This window comes from Segatella cerevisiae (assembly GCF_024054555.1).
In the GTDB taxonomy this organism is placed as follows: domain Bacteria; phylum Bacteroidota; class Bacteroidia; order Bacteroidales; family Bacteroidaceae; genus Prevotella; species Prevotella cerevisiae.
In genome coordinates, this window is record NZ_JAMXLY010000046.1 from 10,845 (window position 1) to 27,211 (window position 16,367).

The 16,367-nt window shown below is 44.3% G+C and carries 12 protein-coding genes and 1 pseudogene; 11 read left to right on the top strand and 2 right to left on the bottom strand.

The features are described 5' to 3' along the window. Window positions 1-23 precede the first annotated feature (23 nt). The 5 genes from NG821_RS10580 to NG821_RS10600 all read left to right on the top strand — a co-directional run bounded on the left by NG821_RS10580 (window position 24) and on the right by NG821_RS10600 (window position 6,377). Entirely contained in the window at window positions 24-1,739 is a 1,716-nt protein-coding gene (locus NG821_RS10580; protein WP_252761634.1) for an AMP-binding protein, read from the top strand. Next, window positions 1,684-2,760 carry a glutamate 5-kinase gene (gene proB / locus NG821_RS10585; RefSeq protein ID WP_252761635.1) on the top strand — a complete coding sequence of 359 codons (1,077 nt, stop codon included), beginning with the start codon at window positions 1,684-1,686 and terminating at the stop codon, window positions 2,758-2,760. Before NG821_RS10580 ends, proB begins: the two co-directional genes overlap by 56 nt. Before the next feature lie 38 nt (window positions 2,761-2,798). After that, window positions 2,799-4,070, top strand: a complete 1,272-nt coding sequence (locus tag NG821_RS10590) for a glutamate-5-semialdehyde dehydrogenase (RefSeq protein WP_317233087.1) — start codon at window positions 2,799-2,801, stop codon at window positions 4,068-4,070. Window positions 4,071-4,111: 41 nt separating this feature from the next. Beyond that, window positions 4,112-5,074 carry a Rossmann-fold NAD(P)-binding domain-containing protein gene (locus NG821_RS10595; protein ID WP_252761637.1) on the top strand — a complete coding sequence of 321 codons (963 nt, stop codon included), beginning with the start codon at window positions 4,112-4,114 and terminating at the stop codon, window positions 5,072-5,074. 265 nt (window positions 5,075-5,339) lie between these two features. After that, window positions 5,340-6,377: a Rid family hydrolase gene (locus NG821_RS10600; RefSeq protein WP_252761638.1), complete on the top strand. Its 1,038-nt coding sequence runs from the start codon at window positions 5,340-5,342 to the stop codon at window positions 6,375-6,377. A gap of 69 nt (window positions 6,378-6,446) precedes the next feature. Here the strand turns inward: NG821_RS10600 and NG821_RS10605 are convergent, their stop codons facing one another. Together NG821_RS10605 and NG821_RS10610 are read right to left on the bottom strand one after the other, a co-directional pair. Next, the gene (locus tag NG821_RS10605) at window positions 6,447-7,643 is read right to left on the bottom strand and encodes a 1-acyl-sn-glycerol-3-phosphate acyltransferase (protein WP_252761639.1); all 1,197 of its coding nucleotides are present in this window, start codon (window positions 7,641-7,643) and stop codon (window positions 6,447-6,449) included. 34 nt (window positions 7,644-7,677) lie between these two features. Further along, window positions 7,678-8,475, bottom strand: coding sequence for a DeoR/GlpR family DNA-binding transcription regulator (locus NG821_RS10610; RefSeq protein WP_252761640.1), 798 nt, complete (start codon window positions 8,473-8,475; stop codon window positions 7,678-7,680). Between the two features lie 508 nt (window positions 8,476-8,983). Here NG821_RS10610 and glpA point away from each other — a divergent pair. From glpA to NG821_RS10640, 6 genes and pseudogenes are all read left to right on the top strand, one after another. Further along, window positions 8,984-10,618 carry an anaerobic glycerol-3-phosphate dehydrogenase subunit A gene (gene glpA, locus NG821_RS10615; RefSeq protein WP_252761641.1) on the top strand — a complete coding sequence of 545 codons (1,635 nt, stop codon included), beginning with the start codon at window positions 8,984-8,986 and terminating at the stop codon, window positions 10,616-10,618. Next, the gene (gene glpB / locus NG821_RS10620; RefSeq protein WP_252761642.1) at window positions 10,615-11,865 is read left to right on the top strand and encodes an anaerobic glycerol-3-phosphate dehydrogenase subunit GlpB; all 1,251 of its coding nucleotides are present in this window, start codon (window positions 10,615-10,617) and stop codon (window positions 11,863-11,865) included. The genes glpA and glpB overlap by 4 nt, the downstream gene beginning before the upstream one ends. 4 nt (window positions 11,866-11,869) lie before the next feature. After that, entirely contained in the window at window positions 11,870-13,135 is a 1,266-nt protein-coding gene (gene glpC, locus NG821_RS10625) for an anaerobic glycerol-3-phosphate dehydrogenase subunit GlpC (RefSeq protein WP_252761643.1), read from the top strand. A gap of 11 nt (window positions 13,136-13,146) precedes the next feature. Beyond that, window positions 13,147-14,532: an MFS transporter gene (locus tag NG821_RS10630; protein WP_252761644.1), complete on the top strand. Its 1,386-nt coding sequence runs from the start codon at window positions 13,147-13,149 to the stop codon at window positions 14,530-14,532. Window positions 14,533-14,628: 96 nt separating this feature from the next. Beyond that, window positions 14,629-15,849: a porin gene (locus NG821_RS10635; RefSeq protein WP_252761645.1), complete on the top strand. Its 1,221-nt coding sequence runs from the start codon at window positions 14,629-14,631 to the stop codon at window positions 15,847-15,849. Between the two features lie 33 nt (window positions 15,850-15,882). Further along, window positions 15,883-16,248: pseudogene (locus NG821_RS10640) on the top strand (hypothetical protein); the annotation flags it as partial. Window positions 16,249-16,367: the final 119 nt, after the last annotated feature.

Consider the following 16,367-nt stretch of genomic DNA (forward strand, 5'->3'; position numbering starts at 1 on the left):
ACAACATCTTTATATAAAAAGAAATGATTGAGAGATTTTTAGAGCAAACTCATTTTTCTTCAGAGGAGGATTTTAAAAAACATTTAAAGTTCATCATACCGGAAAATTTCAATTTTGCCTATGATGTCATGGATGAATGGGCAAGGGTAAAGCCTGACAAACTGGCTTTGCTATGGACCAACGAAAAAGGTAAGGAAGTCCGGTCTACTTATAAGGACCTGAAAATAGAAACCGACCAGACCGCATCTTACCTTCAGAGTCTGGGCATCGGACGTGGCGACAAGGTCATGCTGATCTTGAAGCGGCGTTACGAATGGTGGCTGTGCATGCTGGGACTGCACAAGATCGGTGCTGTCGCCATCCCCGCCACTCACATGTTGACGAGCAAAGATATCGAATACCGTAACCAACGTGCCAGCATCAAAGCGATCATCTGCGTAGGTGACGAGTATGTGCTTGACCAAGTCCAGGAAGCCATGCCGGAGAGTCCTAGCGTGAAGGTCCTTGTTTCTGTGGGACCATCTGTCCCTAAGCCTTTTCATGACTGGCACAAAGAATGGAGCAAGGCTCCGAAATTCCGTCGCCCTGAATATGTCAATTCCAATGAGGACACGATGCTGATCTACTTTACCAGTGGCACGAGCGGAGAGCCGAAAATGGTAGCACATGACTTCCTCTATGCTCTCGGTCATCTGACGACCGGCAAGTTCTGGCATAATCTGAATGAAGACAGCATTCACCTGACAGTTGCTGATACAGGTTGGGGAAAGGCTGTCTGGGGCAAGCTCTACGGGCAGTGGTTTGCCGGAGCAACCGTGTTTGTCTTCGATCATGAGAAATTTACAGCCAAAAAGATTTTGACGGTGATGTCCAAATATCATATCACCTCTTTCTGTGCCCCTCCAACCATCTACCGATACATGATTCTGGAAGATTTCAGCAAATATGACCTGAGCAGTTTGAAATACTGCACCACAGCAGGTGAGGCTATGAATCCGTCGGTAGAAGATGTGGTCTTCAAGCGGACGGGTCTGCATATCCATGAAGGATTCGGACAGACAGAGACGACAATGACCCTGGGTACATTCCCTTGGATTACGCCGAAACCGGGAAGTATGGGTAAACCTAACCCCCAATATGATGTCTGCCTGCTCCGCACTGACGGAAAAGAATGTGAAGACGGTGAACGCGGTGAGATCTGCATCAACACCCTCAACGGGAAACCCTTAGGACTGTTCAAGGGCTATTATCGTGACGAGGCCAAGACCAGGGAAGTCTGGCACGACGGATTCTATCACACCGGAGATATGGCATGGCGCGATGAAGAAGGCTACTACTGGTATGTCGGCAGAATCGACGACGTCATCAAGAGTAGTGGATACCGCATCGGGCCTTTCGAAGTGGAAAATGCCCTGATGACCCATCCTGCTGTAGTGGAATGTGCTGTAACAGGCGTTCCTGACAAGATCCGCGGGTTCGTCGTGAAAGCTACTGTCGTGTTGTCAAAGGAATACAAACCTAAAGCCGGTCCTGAACTAGTCAAGGAACTGCAAGAACATGTCAAACACGAGACTGCGCCCTACAAATATCCTAGGATCATCGAATTTGTCGACGAACTTCCAAAGACGATCTCAGGCAAGATTCGCAGGGTGGAGATCCGGGAAAAGGATAATGAAAAGACCAATGAAGAAAAGAAGAATAGTCGTCAAGGTGGGCAGCAATGTTCTGACCCAAAGTGATGGAAAACTTGACGTCACTCGAATGTCGGCCATCGTGGATCAGATCGTGGCCTTGAAACGGAATGGATACGAGGTTATTCTCGTATCTTCCGGTTCTATTACGAGTGGACAAAATGACCTTAAGATCGACCGAAGACTTGGAAGCGTGGCTCAGCGACAACTCTATTCTGCCGTAGGACAAGTCAAGTTGATCAGTTTGTACAATGAACTTTTCCGTGAATACGGGATTCCTGTCGGACAGATCCTTACCATGAAAGAAAGTTTCTCGACCCGGGAAGAGTATCTGAATCAAAGGTCCTGTATGACTGTGATGCTTGAAAACGGTGTCATGCCTATCGTCAATGAGAACGATACCGTGAGCGTCACCGAACTGATGTTTACTGATAATGATGAACTCTCCGGTCTCATCGCTTCAATGATGGGAGCCGAGACTCTCGTCATCCTCTCCAATGTAGACGGCATCTATAACGGTGACCCGAATTCACCCAATACGAGGGTGATCCCTATGGTCAACTACGACCGTGACCTGAGCGAGTATATCCAAGATACCAAAAGTGATTTCGGACGTGGCGGCATGATTACCAAAGCGCGCATCGCAAGGTACGTCGCAGAAGAAGGCATCAAAGTCATTCTGGCAAATGGGAAAACGCCTCACATCCTGACCGATCTGGCAACGAAACCCCAGCAGACGATGCATACGGAATTCAGACCTAATCCGAACCCCACGACTACTGTAAAGAAATGGATCGCACACAGTGAGAGTTTTGCCAAAGGCAGAGCTTTCATCAACAAGAAAGCCAGTGAGGTCCTCAAAGGTGACAAGGCGACAAGTCTGTTGCTCGTCGGTGTGACTTCCATAGAAGGAGACTTCGAAGAGGGGGACATCATAGATGTGGTAGACGACAAGGGAAAGACCATTGCTGTCGGCCGAAGCGGATATTCTGCAGAGGAAGCCCGAAAAAATATCGGCGTACACGATATCAGACCCCTCATACACTACGATTATCTCTATATGGAGTAAGCGCCCGGATCTTTACGATATCTCCAAGACCTTCTACGGTGAATTTAGGAAAAGGGAAGCAAATGCAATTAGAAGATACATTCAAGAAAGTAAAGGCTGCAAGTCAGGCATTAGGATTGATGACTGACGGTCAGCGGAAAGAAGTCCTTGATGCTGTAGCCTCAGCAATGACGAAGCACCAAGACGAGATCTTGGCGGCCAATGCCTTGGACTTGAAGCAGATGGGAAACCAGAATCCGATGTATGACCGTCTCATGCTGACGGCAAAAAGACTGGAGGACATTGCTTCCGACATGCGCCATGTCGCCCGCCTACCCTCTCCCTTGGGAAAGATCACGAAAGATACGGTCCGCCCCAATGGTCTGCATCTCCGGAGGGTCAGTGTACCCTTTGGGGTTATCGGGATGATCTATGAAGCGCGCCCTAATGTAACCTTTGATGTATTCTCACTCTGTTTCAAGAGTGGCAATGCCTGTATCCTCAAAGGTGGCAGAGATGCCGATCAGACTAATCAGGCGGAGGTAGCCCTCATCCACAAGGTACTGGAAAACTTTCATATCGCCCCTGCCGTCGTCACCCTCCTGCCGGCTACACACGAAGCAACCGGTGAAATGCTGTCGGCTGTCGGCTACATCGACTTATGTATCCCCCGAGGGAGCAAGAGGCTGATCAACTATGTACGTGAAAATGCGAAAGTACCGGTCATAGAGACTGGTGCAGGGGTCGTCCACATCTATTTCGATGAGTCTGGCGACCTCGAAATCGGGAAAGCAATTGTCTATAATTCAAAATGCCGCAGACCCAGTGTCTGCAATGCTCTGGACTGTCTCATCATCCATGAGAGTCGGGTGTCACAACTCCCTGAACTCTGTCAGCCCCTCACGAAAAAGCAGGTCAGGTTGACAGTTGACGAGAAAGCCTATGCTGCCCTCAAAGGCAAGTACCCCGATGAACTGCTCTTCCATGCAGGGTCACAAACCTATGAGACAGAGTGGCTGGACTATGCCATGGGGATCAAAACGGTGGCCTCTCTCGATGAAGCCCTGTCACATATCGCGATCTATGGCAGTGGGCACAGCGAATGTATCGTTACAGAGAATCCTGCGTCAGCCCAGCACTTCCAGGCTATGGTCGATGCAGCCTGCGTCTATGTCAATGCAGCAACCAGTTTTACAGACGGCGGGCAATTCGGACTAGGAGCGGAAATCGGTATCAGTACACAGAAATTAGGTGCACGGGGACCGATGGGACTCGAAGAGATTACAACTTATAAATGGCTTATTGACGGACACGGACAAACCCGTCCATAAACAAGACCGCACACGATCATCATTAACACATAAAGACAGATATGAAAACTTTTTTTAATGTCGAAGATATCGGCAATCTGGACCAGGCTTTGGCTGAAGCAAAAGAAATCAAGCAAAACCGTTTCGGATTTCAGAAGTTGGGAAAGAACAAGACACTACTGATGGTGTTTTTCAACAATAGCCTACGCACCCGCCTTTCCACACAGAAAGCAGCATTGAACCTGGGCATGAACGTTATCGTCCTGGATGTGAATGCAGGAGCATGGAAACTCGAAACCAGACGTGGTGTCATCATGGACGGTGACAAGAGTGAACATCTTCTGGAAGCAATCCCTGTCATGGGCTGCTACTGCGATTTGATTGGCGTCAGGAGTTTTGCCGGCCTCAAGGACAGAGACTATGACTATGCGGAAACCATCGTCAACCAATTTGTGCAGTACAGTGGGAAACCGGTCTTTGCGATGGAGACGGCGACCGTACATCCACTGCAGGCTTTCGCCGATCTCATCACGATTGAAGAACATAAGAAGAGCAAGCGACCTAAGGTCGTCATGAGTTGGGCACCTCACTGCCGGGCTCTCCCGCAAGCAGTCCCTGACTCCTTCGCGCAATGGATGAATGCGGCAGACGTGGACTTTGTCATTACTCAACCCAAAGGTTATGAACTGGACCCGAAATTCGTCGGCAACGCAAAAGTAGAATACGACCAGAAGAAGGCTCTTGAAGGCGCTGATTTCGTCTATGCCAAGAACTGGAGTTGTCCGGGAGTCACTAACCCTGCAGACTATGGCAAGATTCTGAACAAGGACATGAACTGGACCATCGACAAGCAACATATGAGTTGGACAAACGATGGCTATTTTATGCACTGCCTGCCTGTACGCCGAGGACTTATCGTTACGGATGACGTGATAGAAAGTGATCACAGTCTCGTGATCCCCGAGGCTGCCAACCGTGAGATTTCCGCTGAAGTTGTCCTCAAGAAATTATTGGAATCCCTTTAGACGTCCAGTCTCACCTGAAGGAACTAGACCTTCAAAGAAGAAAAAACTTAGAGAGCGACTCATCTTATTGGATAAGTCGCCCTTTATATTTTCCACTTCACAACATTCTGAAAGTCATCAGCACAAACCGATGAGTCGGATATCAGAATCAGGGAGATACCCTATCCCTAAAAATGAGTATTTTTCTAATCTGATGAGTGGAAAGACACCTTTTTATGTCGTAAAATCGTATCTTTGTGAGAAATCAATTCAAAAACCAATTCTAATGAACAGATATGCTGTCCTTTCACCTGAAACTAGAGGAACTTTCTCACATCGCCTAAGCGGACTTTATTTGCGTCTCGGAAATTATCTTGATATGGAAGCTGCCGAAGGAAGGCATTTGACTTTCACCAGGATATTCTTAAGTGATGCCTTTAACCAACGCCAACAATTAGAAAAATCACTATTATTCACGGAATTCATTTCTCCAAAAGACTACTCCATTATCGAACAGGCCCCACTGGATCGGTCCAAGATAGCCCTGCTCATCAAAACTTCTACAGAGGCAAGTCCTTTTATCTTCCAGAGTTTTCGTCTGACCGATGCAGAACTGAAAAAGACCGGATATGATTCTTATTCACAGGCTCTCGCCCTGTTCCAGAAATACTTGAAGAGTTTGGAAGGTTCCGGTTTGAGTATGGCAAAGCATCTGATACGCACATGGCTGTACGCCAGGGATATCGACAACAACTATTCAGGACTTGTCAAAGCGCGGAATGCTGTCTTCAAGAAAGAAGGTCTCACAGCAGACACCCATTTTATAGCAAGTACTGGAATCGGTGGATACTCCTCTGATCCAAGAGCACTTGTCGCCATGGATTTCCTGACCTATCCTAAAGTAAAGGCGGATCAGATTAAATACCTCAAAGCACCGGCCTATCTCAATCCTACTATGGATTACGGCGTTGCCTTTGAGAGCGGCACGAGAATTCAACTTGAGAATAACGAACAACTATTTTTCATCTCAGGTACAGCCAGCATCGACAAAGACGGCAAGGTCATGTATCCTGAGGACATTACGAGACAGACTGCCCGCCTGCTTGAAAATATCGGGGCTTTATTGGCCGACGGAGGCGCTACGATGAACGACATCAGTTACTTCATCATCTATCTCCGGGATGATGCCGATGCAGCAACCACCGAGAACTTCATGAGACAAGTTTATCCCGATATTCCCCACGTTCTCGTCCACGCCAAAGTATGCCGCCCGGAATGGCTCATAGAAATGGAATGTGTAGCCGAGAAGTCAGGGCGTTCGTAAGAAGAACTCTTACTGGAAAATACAATTTTGTAAGATTGCTATCCGGTCAAATGACCGGATAGCGGTGCATTAAGCCAAAGACTGGAAAGTCTTTTCTTCTTTTTTACAGACAGGAGTTTGTTGTGTTGCCAGATAATTCCGTGCAGGGTTGGCATACATCGTCAGCATACGCTCACGAAGGAAGACAACATCCTTATTGGGCAGGTCGATCTTCGCGAGTTTGTCATTCAGATAATCATCGAAATGTTCCTTTTGCTCCGATGTATAATGCGAAGCATACACGTCATTGCCTTCATATTCATCTAAGGCGATGTAATTATTGGGATAAAGCATGTAACGGCTGTGGATCTCCTGATCGATATGCAAAGCCACCTTCAAGAGCAGTTCCGTCCGCTTAGTCTTAGGATCAAGTGTCCTGAGGTATGCGTCCAGGCAAGGAGCGGCATGATAATGGATATGGCCCTTATAACCTAAGAGACCTGTTTTCATGCTGATAATGTCATCATCTGCACCTTTTTGCCAACCTTCATTATCCCTTTTCTGCTGAAATTCCTTTGCCTTCAGGAAATCGCAAGGATCATATTCATAAGAGATGGACAAAGGCACGATGTGAAGGTTGATCAAACTGTCGATGATCGAGCCTTCGCCTCCCATTGCCATCATTTTCAGTACAGCTTCCTGAGTGCAGTCATTGGAATCCTTCGCACGGCCTTCACGCTGGGCAATCCAAATGCTCTGATGCTTCTGATTGATTACGAAATGCATGTATTTGGACAGTTCCTTGCTCGATTGCAAACGCTCGCGTGCCATCAGGCCTCGGCGGACGATGAAAGACTTATTCACTCTGACAATATCCTGCACCCATGGAAGGTTTAGGAGGTTATCCCCTATGGCGATCTCACAAGTTGTCGGGAAACCTTCGTCCAAGAGCAACTTGTCCAAGAACGCAGCATCCAGAACGATGTCACGGTGGTTACTCATAAAAGTATAACAGTGCGTTTTGTCCACTTCAGAAGTATCCATCTCGCATCCCGTACTCGTATTGACCAGGAGTTTCTCCAAAAAGGCATAGCAAAACTCGCGTTGGAATTCTATATTTGTCTTACACTTACGCATCTTAGCCGCGATGGTGTCAAAAGGAACATCGGGGTACAAAAATTTGATTACAGCCTGAAATTGCTTGTTGGCAATAAGCCTGTCATATACGGCGGGCAGTTCTTCCGGCTCAAAAGGCCGTATATCATCAAATTCTGAAGGTATATTCATAATGAATGATTAATATTATATGATCTAAGGGGATTTAAATGCTTTTTGTTTCCATTTCCGTTGCGTCGGGCTTTGCAATGATCAGATCGATACCCAGACTTTCAATGGCTTCCTTTTGGGAGTCAGTAATATGGTCATCTGTAATAATCATGTCTATATCGTCCATATTACCGATCTTGGCAAACCCCCGACGTCCGAATTTTGAAGAATCCGCAAGTACAATGGTCTTTTGTGCAGAATCTATCATTTTCTGATTCAGTTGGGCTTCCCCCATATTTGTCGTTGTAAATCCGAAATCCAAGTCAATGCCATCTACCCCCAGGAACAGTTTACTGAAGAAACAATCTTTTAGGAAAGTTTCGGCATAGAGACCTATCACGGAAAGGCTGCTGTGGCGGAGATTTCCACCTAACTGGATGATGTCGACGCCTTCATTTGCAGCCAAGGCTTCCGAGACCGGCAAAGACGCCGAGACGACGGTCAGGCGATGGGAAGGTTTGATGCTCCGGGCAAATGCCTGCACCGTGGTACCTGAGGCAATGATGATGGAATCATCCTTAGTGATGAGACGTGCAGCCTCACGGCCAATGCAATATTTTTCCTCTTGGTAGACTTTTCCCTTTTCACTTATAGAACGGTTATTTGCAAAAGGATTCATCATGATAGCACGTCCATGACTACGGTAGAGTCTGCCCTTCTTTTCCAATTCCGTAAGATCCTTGCGGATGGTCACAGTCGAAACGTCCAATGCCAATGCCAAATCTGAAACGAGTAAAGACCCCTGTTTCATCAATTGACTAAGTATTAGACTTTGCCTGTCTTCTTTCGTCATATTATGCTCCATTGCATTTGTCGCTTGCCAATACTAATGAAAAATCAGGACTCGTCCCATTCTCTATGGCACCGTCCTAATCTCTTTCAATATTCCACCACTGATTCAAAGTTCGTTATTACAAAATTAAGCTTTTTTCCAAAGACCAAATAAGAAGTATCTCTTTTTAACCATATATTTAACAAATATTCTTATAAAAAACGAAAGAGGTATCCCATAAAGATAGTCCGAACGCCCATTTCCACTAAAGTTGTCAACGGATGATACACTTTTTAAAGCCAAATACACTCCGCTTTCATCAGTATCAGTTAATGGAATCATAATTAGTACAATTAAGGTTAAATTCCTTGGAGGGAAAGCGAAATGAAACTATATTTGTTTCGCAAAGAAGGAAAAAGCTTGCGAATAACAATCATATTCCAATTCTAACTTACCTTTAGAAATAAAGTGAAAGAAGGAAAACCATTTCAAAGTTCTCCCAAACCTTAAACTATTGACCAAAGAAAGTATGAAGAAATCTACAGATAACCTTTATGACGTCATTGTCATTGGAGGTGGTATTACTGGTATAGGAACTGCGAGAGACTGCTCGTTACGCGGGTTGAAAGTTTTACTCGTGGAGAAACGTGATTTCACTAATGGCGCTTCGGGCCGCAATCATGGTCTGCTGCATAGTGGGGCACGGTACGCGGTCACAGACCCTGAATCAGCCCGTGAATGCATCCAGGAAAATACCATTCTTCGTAAAATCGCACGCCATTGTGTCGATCCTACTGACGGACTGTTTATCACTCTGCCGGAGGATGATTTGAATTACCAGAAGAAATTTGTTGATGCCTGCCACGCTGCCGGAATCAATGCAGAGATCATCGATCCTGAATATGCGAAGAAAATAGAGCCTGCCGTCAATCCTGACCTCATAGGAGCCGTCAGAGTTCCCGATGCTTCAATAGACCCGTTCCGCCTATGCACTGCCAACGTCATAGATGCGAAAAGGCATGGTTGCGAATTTCTGACTTACCATGAAGTTGTCGGTTTCATCAATGAGAATGGTTGCATCAAGGGGGTTAAACTCCGCAATAACCTCACAGGAGAAACCTGTGAGATCCACTCCAAACTTACGATCAATGCGACCGGGAGTTGGGGCGGCACCATCGCTAAAATGGCAGGTATAACAGTCAATATGTTTCCTGCGAAAGGTTCTCTGCTCATCTTCGGACATCGTGTCAACAATATGGTCATCAACCGCTGCCGCAAACCTGCCAACGCTGATATTCTCGTACCGGATGATGCCGTTTGCGTGATCGGCACAACCAGTGACCGCGTCCCAGTCGACGTCATCGATCACCTGAGGGTCACACCAGAAGAAGTCAATATTCTGATCACAGAGGGTGAGAAGATGGCTCCTGCACTAGCATCTACAAGAATCCTCCGCACTTATGCCGGGGTAAGACCATTGGTCGCTAAAGACAATGACCCTTCCGGCAGGAGCATCAGCCGGGGCATCGTTCTCCTGGACCACGAAACGAGAGATGGACTTTCGGGATTCATTACGATCACCGGAGGGAAGATGATGACTTATAGACGGATGGCAGAGCAGGCTACTGATCTGGCATGCAAGAAACTGGGTATCGACAAAAAGTGCACGACTGCCACAACACCTCTGCCGGGTTCTGAACAAGAGAACTTGCCTCAGTCCAAACCGTACAACTACACCGTCATGGTGCAGAAAGGCAGACATGGCACCCTGACCGGAGACATACCGATGCAGTCCATTGAGGACAGAGCGATGGTCTGTGAATGTGAGGAAGTGAGTGTAGGAGAAGTAAGATATGCCGTCAATCAACTCTATACCGGAAATCTGGAAAATCTTCGCCGCCATACCCGAATGGGGATGGGGACCTGTCAAAGTGAACTCTGTGCCTGCCGAGCTGCGAATGTCCTTTGCAAGATAGCACACTTGAAACCCGAGAAGAGTGAATCGGATCTCTTCAATTTCATCAATGAGCGGTGGAAGGGGATGTACCCTGTCGCCTGGGGTGAAACGCTAAAAGAAGGACAATTGATGTCTATGATTTACGAAGGACTTTGCGGATTGGACCAATTAGACTCATCTACAACCAAAAAGGAGGACCGGAAATGAAATACGATACAGTAATTATAGGTGGAGGACTCACCGGACTGACTTGCGGAATTTCTTTGGCAAGCCGGGGACAGAAAGTCATGGTCGCTTCTGCGGGCCAGAGCAGTTTGCATTTCAATTCCGGATCTTTCGATCTTTTGGGATATGACGAGAGCGGAACGATCGTCGACAATCCTTTAGAAGCCATTAAGGCTCTGGGACAGGAACACCCTTATTCGAAATTAGGTGTCCAGAAGATAGAAGTGCTGGCCAAACAGGCTGAAGGCCTACTGGCCAATGCCGGCATCACCGTCAAAGGGCAAATTGGAAAAAATCACTTCCGACTCACGCCTATTGGCATGGTCAAACCGACATGGCTCACACTGGATAACATGATCACCCTCGAAGGGCCGGACAAGTTTCCTGCTCAGGAAGTGATCATCGCCAACATTTGCGGATTCCTCGACTTTCCGGTGGAATTTCTGAAGAACAGCCTTGAGACAAGAGGCATCACGGTGACTGTGAAATCTTTCACTACACCTGAATTGGAGCGTGCACGGGAGAATCCTTCAGAGATGAGGGCGACGAATATCGCAAAGGTCCTCGATGAAGAAGAAAATGTCGAAAAAGTGGCAGAGCAGATCAATGCCATCAGCCACGAACAGGAGCTCATCCTCCTTCCGGCTGTCTTAGGCATTGCCAACCTCAAAGCTATACAACTGTTGAAGCAGAAGGTCCAAGCCCCGATCACTTTCGTAGCGACCATGCCGCCGTCTGTTCCAGGTGTTCTGATCCAAACCAGACTGATACAATATTTCCAGTCCCTGGGCGGAACATTCCTGAGACAAAACAAGGTTGTGAAGGGTGAGTTTGAAGGCGACCAACTCAGATGTGTCTATACAGAAAACCTGCAGGATGAGCCTCTAGAAGCCGACCATTTCGTGTTGGCAACGGGATCGTTCTTCAGTGGGGACCTGAACTCTAACTATGGAAAGGTGTTCGAAACACTTTTCAATCTTGATATTACGACCGGTGACGACCGCCAGCAATGGACAAAAGAGAATTTGTTCGAACCTCAACCTTATATGAGATACGGTGTTCAAACTGATTCTGACTTTAAAGGGCGAAAGGGCGGAAAGACGATCACCAACTTATACGCTGCAGGATTGATCCTTAGTGGTCATGATGCTGTCAAGTCTGCTGACGGAGAAGGAGTTTCCCTTCTCACAGGACTGCAGGTAGCAGAAAACATATTAGAAAAGGAGTAAAGCCATGTCAGAAAGAACTCAAACAGAAAATATAAGTGCACACGATTTGGAGAAATGTCTCAAGTGCACGATATGTACGGTTTATTGCCCTGTGGCAGCCGTCGAACCCAAATACCGGGGACCTAAGGAAGATGGGCCTGACACAGAGCGCTATCGCCTGAAGAACCCTAAGTATTTCGATGAGATGCTGAAACTCTGCCTCAACTGTAAGCGATGTGAAGTGGCTTGCCCTGAAGGCGTGAAGATAGGTGACATCATCCAAGCTGCCCGCATTAAATACAGTACACACAAACCCGGTCTCAGAGACTGGATGCTTGCCAATACCGATTTTGTCGGGAGTCTGGCTACAGTGTTCGCCCCTATTGCCAATTTTTCTTTGAGACTGGGCATAACGAAGAAGGTTCTGGATACGACGCTCAAGATAGACAAGCACCGCCAGTTTCCGTCTTACAGTCATGAGAAATTCGAATCCTGGTACAGGAAACATGCGCTGGAACAAGTGGCATACCCACATCACGTCAGTTATTTCCACGGTTGCTATGCCAACTATAACTACCCGCAGTTGGGTAAAGATTTCGTGAAAGTGATGAATGCCGTAGGCTATGGCGTCAATCTGTTGGAGAATGAGAAATGCTGCGGCGTAGCACTTATCGCCAACGGACTGTATGGGCAAGCCAAAAAGCAGGGGGTGAACAACATCCATGCGATGCGGGATTCCATCAAAACGAATGAAGCTGTATTGACGACAAGTTCCACTTGCACTTTTACAGTCAGGGATGAATACAAAGCCTTGCTGAATATACAGAATGATGATGTCAGGGAAAAGATATCATTGGCTACCCGCTATCTATATAAACTTCTGGAAGCCGGCAAGATCAAACTTGCCTTCAGAAAGGATTTCAATATGAAGGTCGCTTATCATACAGCCTGTCATATGGAACGTATGGGATGGGCCATCTACAGCATCGAACTCATGAAGATGATACCGGGACTTCAACTGACTGTCCTTGAATCCTGCTGTTGTGGCATTGCCGGGACCTACGGTTTCAAGAAAGAGAACTATCGCAACTCTCAGAAAATCGGAGTGCCTCTGTTCAAACAGATCAAAGAAGTCAACCCGGACATCGTAGCCACGGATTGCGAGACCTGCAAGTGGCAAATCGAAATGTCTACTGGATATACAGTCGAAAATCCGATATCCCTGATTGCTCAGGCAATCGATGTGGAAGAAACGAAAAAGCTAAATAATATTGAAAAACAAAAACTATAAAAAACAAGATTATGTCAAGATTTTTAACACCACCTATTTCTAAACCAGAACAATCAGGACCTGAGGCTGATAAGCGTTATCATCGATTACGCTTACAGGTATTTATCGGTGCTTTCATTGGTTATGCCGCATTTTATCTAGTTCGCAAGAATTTCACGATGGCAATTCCTATGCTAAAACCTTTCGGGTTTGATAAAGGAGAATTAGGAACTGTATTAGCTATGAATGCCATCGCGTATGCACTATCAAAATTTTTGATGGGATCTGTTTCCGACCGAAGTGATGCGCGTAAATTCCTTCCTATCGGACTAGTCCTTGCATCACTAGCTATGATGTTTATGATAGTACCTATAACTTTCATTGGTCTCAACCATCATTATTTGGCAATTATCATAATGGGAGTTCTTAACTTTCTTGTTGGCTGGTTTAATGGAATGGGATGGCCTCCATGTGGGCGCATCATGACACACTGGTTTTCTCAAAATGAACGTGGTACAAAAATGTCAATTTGGAACTGTGCACATAACGTCGGCGGTTCATTAGTAGGTCCAATGTCCGTATATGGAGCAATCTGGTTCGGCTCATGGTTTTATGCTTCACATACACAATTTTATTTTTTAATTGGGACTTTTGTTTTTCCAGCAGTAACGTCTATACTCATAGCAATAATTGCATATTGTCTCCTTCGCGATACGCCACAATCATGTGGCCTTCCTTCCATAGAGAAATGGCGCAACGATTACCCCAAAAATTATAGTGAAAAATCCGAAAAAGTTTTAACTGTAAAAGAGATTTTTTTTAAGAACGTATTAAATAATAAGTTTCTTTGGTTTATTGCATGTGCTAATGCTTTTGTCTATATGGTTCGCTATGGGTGTTTAGACTGGGCACCTACAATACTAACAGAAAAAGGAATAAATCTGAAAGATGCAGGTTGGGCCTATTTCGCTTATGAATTTGCGGCTATTCCTGGTACACTGATCTGTGGTTGGATATCAGACCATGTATTTAAAGGTCAAAGGGCATTACCTACTATAATTTTTATGGCTTTTGTATTAGCATTTATCCTCCTTTACTGGTTTAATCTTGGCAACATTCATATCGTAATATTCTCTCTTATAGGGATTGGATTTTTCATTTATGGTCCAGTTATGCTTATTGGAGTACAAGCCCTTGATCTTGTACCCAAAAATGCGGCTGGAACGGCAGCAGGTCTTACCGGTTTTTTCGGTTACTTTTTTGGAACGGCTATTCTTGCTAATACCGTCATAGGATATGTGGCACAAAGTTTTGGATGGAGTGCGACTTTTATTCTACTAATAATCGCTTGTGTACTTGCAATAGCATTTATGTCATTAACGTACAAAGAAGAACAACATTTACAAAACAAAATATAAAAAATATTCTTCAATCTTAATCTATAAAAGGCTATCATTATACAACAATAGATATGTCTTTATGTGCAAAAATAGAGCTTATTAAACTATACCATTATGAAACATTTATTTTCAATTGATACTATTGCTGGTGTATTTTTAATTTTCATTTCCCCTTCCACCATATCTGCAGAAGAAGAGACGTCCAATAAAATAGAAAATAAAAATAAGACAGAAATTATCACATTCGCAGATTCAACAAGTAATAAACAAATTATTACTAATTCCAAGCAATCTATTTGGAGTGAAGTTCTTAAAGTTTTGCCAACAATTTCTGGATATTTGCAGACAGGATGGAATTATTCAACTGCAGGGAAGGAATCTTCTTCATTTCAAGCTAAGAGACTACGTCTCATTCTTGATGATCCTATTTCAAATATATTCTCATTACGACTCCAACTAGAATTATTTAATGGAATCAGTGGTTCTACAAATGGCAATGGACAAAAGAATGTCCAAGTAATGGACGCATTTGTTACGACAAAATTATCAAATGAATTTCAAATACGTACTGGTCAATTCTATTTACCTTTAGGTTATGAAAACTACGATATTTCTCCAGCCACACTCGAAACTATTGATTTTTCAAATATTTGCTACAGAATGGTATGTCGTAATCCTATTTCTTATAACTTTATAGATTATGGAAGAGATATAGGTGTAATGATTTTGGGTGATTTATTTCCTAACCTTCAAAAAGAATTTTATTATGTAAGTTACAATATGGCTATAACAAATGGAAGTTTACCATCAAAGGATGATAACAACAAATCAAAGGATTTTGTAACCGCCCTAGAAGTACGACCAACAAAATTTTTGAACTTAAAAGGGTCATTCAATTGGGGGAAATATGCTGGTTCTCTACAAGATTCTAATACAGGAACAACGAAAACATATCAACACCAGGGAATGACACGCTACATCTTTGGAATTTGGTACAATGATCCTACTGGAATTGATTTTAGAACAGAATATGGTCATATACAAAGTAAAGATAAAGGGAATTATATTGTAAAAGAGAATGGTTGTTATATTTTAGTAGGCTATCATGCCGGTAATTTTCTACCAATATTGAAATATGAACTCTATCGCGACAATATATTAAAAAACAGTACCAATAATTTTAACTCAATTCTTTGTGGTTTAACTTACCAAATAAATAAATCTATCAAAATTCAAACCAATTATAGCTATATTAGATATAAAAATAATGTAAAAGCGGCTATAGGAAAGAGTGGTGCAAATCAAATTCAAATAATGGGTATGTATAAATTCTAACAAATAGTGTTTAACTCTTTAAAGAATAAAAATATGAAAAAAGGATTATTGCTTATAATGTTATTATTTTTTGGAATAATAATTAGTGCACAGCACATAGGAAGTAAATACCAACTAAAAAAAGTAATACCAATAGAAGGTCGACAAGGTATTGCAATTGACAGCAATTATTATTACATTTCAGATTCGAAAGTTCTCTACAAATATGATAAACAGGGAAAGCTTATCATGAAAAATGACCACCCATTCAAGAATGCAGAATTACGCAATCACTTTGGAGATATCGATATTTGGAATGGAGAATTATACTGTGGAATAGAAAAGTTCGAATATGGTCGTGGGCAGAATATAGCCATATCCATCTATGATGCAAAAACCTTAAAATGGAAACGTATACTATACCCCAATTTTAGACAATGTTTAACTTTTATTTAAATAATATACTCATCCACGGAGAGCGCGCATAGCGGCAAGAGGCGTCGTGTAACGCCTCGGCGAGCGTCACGCTGCAGATTGAT